At 70.9% G+C, this 4,109-nt stretch carries 5 protein-coding genes and 1 pseudogene; 5 read left to right on the top strand and 1 reads right to left on the bottom strand.

Annotated features, from left to right (window positions below):
- On the bottom strand, positions 1–330 hold a 330-nt coding region (locus ACIBJF_RS52490), incomplete at its 3' end, for a pyridoxal-dependent decarboxylase (RefSeq protein WP_399184974.1).
- 1 nt (position 331) lies between these two features.
- On the opposite strand from ACIBJF_RS52490, the pseudogene ACIBJF_RS52485 reads away from it, so the two are divergent.
- From ACIBJF_RS52485 to ACIBJF_RS52465, 5 genes and pseudogenes are all read left to right on the top strand, one after another.
- Positions 332–1,000, top strand: a pseudogene (locus ACIBJF_RS52485) (hypothetical protein); the annotation flags it as partial.
- A complete protein-coding gene (locus ACIBJF_RS52480) occupies positions 997–1,944 on the top strand; it encodes an aldo/keto reductase (RefSeq protein WP_399184973.1) in 948 nt (315 codons plus the stop codon). The pseudogene ACIBJF_RS52485 and the gene ACIBJF_RS52480, both read left to right, overlap by 4 nt.
- Complete coding sequence (locus ACIBJF_RS52475) at positions 1,941–2,858, top strand: amidohydrolase family protein (RefSeq protein WP_399184972.1); 918 nt, start codon at positions 1,941–1,943, stop codon at positions 2,856–2,858. The genes ACIBJF_RS52480 and ACIBJF_RS52475 overlap by 4 nt, the downstream gene beginning before the upstream one ends.
- Positions 2,855–3,193, top strand: a complete 339-nt coding sequence (locus ACIBJF_RS52470) for an L-rhamnose mutarotase (RefSeq protein WP_399184971.1) — start codon at positions 2,855–2,857, stop codon at positions 3,191–3,193. The genes ACIBJF_RS52475 and ACIBJF_RS52470 overlap by 4 nt, the downstream gene beginning before the upstream one ends.
- Positions 3,190–4,109, top strand: a 920-nt coding sequence (locus ACIBJF_RS52465) for a zinc-binding dehydrogenase (protein ID WP_399184970.1), incomplete at its 3' end; no start/stop codon positions are given. The genes ACIBJF_RS52470 and ACIBJF_RS52465, both read left to right, overlap by 4 nt.

The following is a 4,109-nucleotide window of genomic DNA, read 5'->3' as shown; positions in this document are numbered from 1 at the left end:
CGGGACCTCCGGCTCCGCGACGCCGGACAGCGTGTCGTGGACGTGTTCGGCCAGGTCGAGCTTCTCGTCCAGGGCCTCGCGGAAGGCGTCCACCCTGTGCAGGTGCAGGGGGAGCCAGGCCCGCAGACCGCGGATCTCGTGGGTCAGCTCGGGCCCGAGGTGACCGGAGTCCGGGATGCTCCCCGCCGCCTGCATGTCCTGGAGGTAGCTGCCGGTGCCGTCGTGCGCGGCGTGCAGGGCGGCGATGTCGCGGACGATCAGGGCGCCGGTGCCGAACGGCATGAACAGGGTCTTGTGCGGGTCCAGGGTGATCGAGTCGGCCTGCTCGATACGCAGCAAGGAGGAAGCCGGCCATGAGGAGCCCTGGTTCGCCTTCCTCTCCGGGGACGACCCCAGCTATCCGGAGAGGATCCTTGCGGCAGCGCAGGCCCAGGTACGCCACCGCCTGGCCCGCATGGAGCGCTACCGCGGAAGGGAGGTGCCCGAGGCCGACATCCACCTGTGGCAGCAGTCGAACCCGGTGGTTACCGAGGCGCTGGTCCAGCTGACATGGGGCGGGCCGCAGGTCGTCTACAACGGCGGACTGCAGCAGGCTCGGCTCCGGTACTACGACGCCGCTGCCCGGCGCCCAGGCCTTCCCCCGTCGGTTGCGGCACTGGTCTCCAGCATCGAGCCGGAGGCGACCGTCGTCGAACTGGTCAACCTCCACCCGCACGCTCCGCGCTCGGTGATCGTGCAAGCGGGGGCGTTCGCCGAGCACACCATCCGTTCCATACACCACACCGTGTGCGAGGACCCGTCCTGGGTCGGCGACCTGTACGACTACGGTCATCGCGAACCGGCCGTGACGTCGGCCTCGCGCCAGGTGGACGAAAGCTGGCTGCAGGTGGAGCTGCCCCGCTCCAGCCGGATCCGCCTGACGCTCCGGCTCGACCTGCACACGCAGCCGCCTTCCTACCGTTCCCCCTTCGACACCCGGGCCACCGAGGGCGCATCATGAGGCGGAACATGCTGGGGCGGACCGGTATCGAGGTCTCCGAACTGGGCTTCGGCGCGTCACCGCTGGGCGGTGTGTACGGCACCTTCGCCGAGCAGCACGGCATCGACGCGGTGCACACCGCACTGGACCTCGGGGTCACCTTCTTCGACGTCTCGCCCTACTACGGAGCGACACTCGCCGAGACGGTGCTGGGCAAGGCGTTGCACGGCATCGACCGCTCCCGCTACGTGCTGGCGACGAAGGTGGGCCGCTACGGCGACAGGGACTTCGACTTCACCGCCGAACGTGTCAAGCGCAGCGTGCACGAGAGCCTGCGGCGGCTCGGTGCCGACCACCTCGACCTGGTCCAGTGCCACGACATCGAGTTCGGCGATCTGGACCAGATCATCCACGAGACCGTCCCCGCCCTGCGCGAACTGCAGGCCACCGGACTGGTGCGCGCCGTCGGAGTGACCGGATACCCGCTGGCCGCACTTGGTCATGTCGCCGAGCAAGTCCCGGTCGACGCAGTCCTGTCCTACTGCCAGTACACCTTGCAGGACCAGCGCCTGGCGAAGTGGCGCGACCGCTTCGCCGAAAGCGGCGCGGCCGTGATCAACGCCGCGCCCCTGGCGATGGGCGCCCTCACCTCTTACGGGCCGGCGCCATGGCACCCCGCGCCCGCCCCGGTCCTGGAACACTGTGCGGCCGCGGCCGCGCTGTGCCGGTCGCGGGGCGCCGACATCGCCCGAATCGCTCTCCAGTTTTCCCTCTCCACAGGGGGTGTCGCCTCGACGGTCGTGGGAGCGGCCGACCCCCAGATCGTTCGCCGCACCGTCGGCTGGATCGGCGAAGCACTCGACGAGGACCTGCTCCACGAGGTCGAACGGCGCCTGGCCCCCGTCCGTGACCGGGGCTGGGCCAGCAGCCGCCCCGAGAACCAGCAGCCGGAAGGGCAGTCATGAGCGAACGCGTTGTGCCCACCACCCCCTCCGACGGCCTCCGGTCACCGATCGATTCCCATGTCCACTTCTGGGACCCGCGCCGCCTCACCTACCCCTGGCTCGGCGCCGTTCCCCGACTGAACCGGCCCTTCACACCCGGCGACCTCGCCGTCGCCGCCCCCGAACCGGTCGACGTGGTCTTCGTGGAAGCGGGGCGGGCCGGGCAGCAGGCCCTCGACGAACTGGAGTGGGTCCGCAGCGAGGCGGAGCGCCGACCGTGGATCCGCGGCGTCGTCGCCCACGCCCCGCTGGAGGACCCCTCCAGGGCCGCGGCCACGATCCGCAGGTATGTCCATGACCCGTTGGTCGTAGGAGTCCGGCGCAACGTCCAGGACGAGCCGGCCGGCTTCACCACCGGCGCCGACTTCCGGGCAGCAGTGCGCCTGCTGGGCGAGGCCGGGCTGCCCTTCGACGCGTGTGTGCGCCGGCACCAGATGCCGGAACTCGCCGAACTCGCCGAGGCGTGTCCGCAGACCCTCATCGTGCTCGACCACCTCGGCAAGCCGTCCCCGGCGGATCCGGACTCGTCGTGGCGGCAGGCCATGCGCCGGTTGGCGCGGCAGGACAACGTCGTCTGCAAGCTGTCGGGCCTGACCACCGAGGCCGCCCCCGACACCTCGCCCGAAGTGATCGTCTCCCTGCTGCGCGAGGCCCTGGAGATCTTCGGCCCGGACCGGTGCCTGTACGGCAGCGACTGGCCGGTGATGACGCAGGCCACGCAGTACGCGACCTGGCTCGAGCTGGTACGCACCGCGCTCGCCGCGTTTCCCGGCGAGGCCGCGGACGCCGTCCTGCACGCGAACGCGGTGAGGACCTACCGGCTCGACCGGATCACCGTGCCCACCCCGCACGGACCACGAAGGGAACCGGTATGAAACGCGTGGCCCAGACCATCCGACTGCGGCCCGAACACCGCAAGGAGTACCTCGCGCTGCACCGCGCGACCTGGCCCCGCGTCGAGGCGGCGCTGCGCACCGCGAACATCCGCAACTACGGCATCTTCCTGCGGGGAGACACCCTGTTCAGTTACTTCGAGTACCACGGCGAGGACTTCGCCGCCGACCTCGCCACGATCGCCGCCGACCCCGAGACGCAGCGCTGGTGGAAGCTGACCGACCCCTGCCAGGAACCGTGGCCCGACACCGGAGCCGGAGGCCGCTGGTCCGACCTGGTGGAGATCTGGCACCTGAACGAGGAGTCCCACACATGAACGCACGACGCGTCGCCTACACGGCCGCCCGCACCCTGAAGGTTGAGAGCGCCGAGACTACGCCGCCACCCGACGGCCATGTACGCATCGACGTGGCGTACACCGGCATCTGCGGCACCGACCTGCACGTCTACCACGGCGCCATGGACGAGCGGGTCAACCCGCCGGGCGTGATCGGGCACGAGATGTCCGGCCGCATCGGCCAGGTCGGCCCCCACGTGACGGGATGGCAGGCCGGCGACGCCGTGACTGTCATGCCGCTCGCATCGTGCGGACAGTGCCCGGCCTGCCAGGCGGGCCACACCCATATCTGCCACCGGCTGGTGTTCCTGGGCATCGACGCGGTGGACTCCATGCAGACGAGTTGGACGGTGCCGGCCGACACACTGATCCGACTCCCTCAGAGCATGCGGCTGGATCACGCCGCGCTGGTCGAGCCCACCGCCGTGGCCGTGCATGACGTACGCCGTGCCGACGTGCAGCCGGGCGAGAAGGTCCTCGTCGTCGGCGGCGGTCCCACCGGCCTACTCATCGCGATCGTCGCCCGCCGATCGGGAGGCGATGCGCTGCTCGTGGAGCCCGACCCCTACCGCAGGTCCGTTGCCGGGACTCTCGGTCTGGCCCACCATGACCCGACCACCGGCGACCTCGCGGAGACGGTCGCGCAGTGGACCGACGGGGCGGGCTCGGCGGTGGCCTTCGAGGTGTCGGGGGCCGCGGCCGCAGTGGCCTCCGCGGTCGAGTCCCTGGCCACCCGCGGCCGTCTGGTCCAGGTGGCCATCCACCCGGTGCCGAGGGAGGTCAGTCTGCACCGCCCGCACGTGGGCCAAGTCCGTGATGCGCGGCCACGACGGGGTTGCGGTGGAGGACTTCAGGCCGAGGTTCCTGGCGAAGACGACCATGGCCCGCAAGGCGG

Source organism: Streptomyces sp. NPDC050743 (assembly GCF_044456925.1).
In the GTDB taxonomy this organism is placed as follows: Bacteria; Actinomycetota; Actinomycetes; order Streptomycetales; family Streptomycetaceae; genus Streptomyces.
The sequence above is the reverse complement of the archived record's forward strand: the minus strand, read 5'-3'. Positions and strand labels throughout refer to the sequence as shown.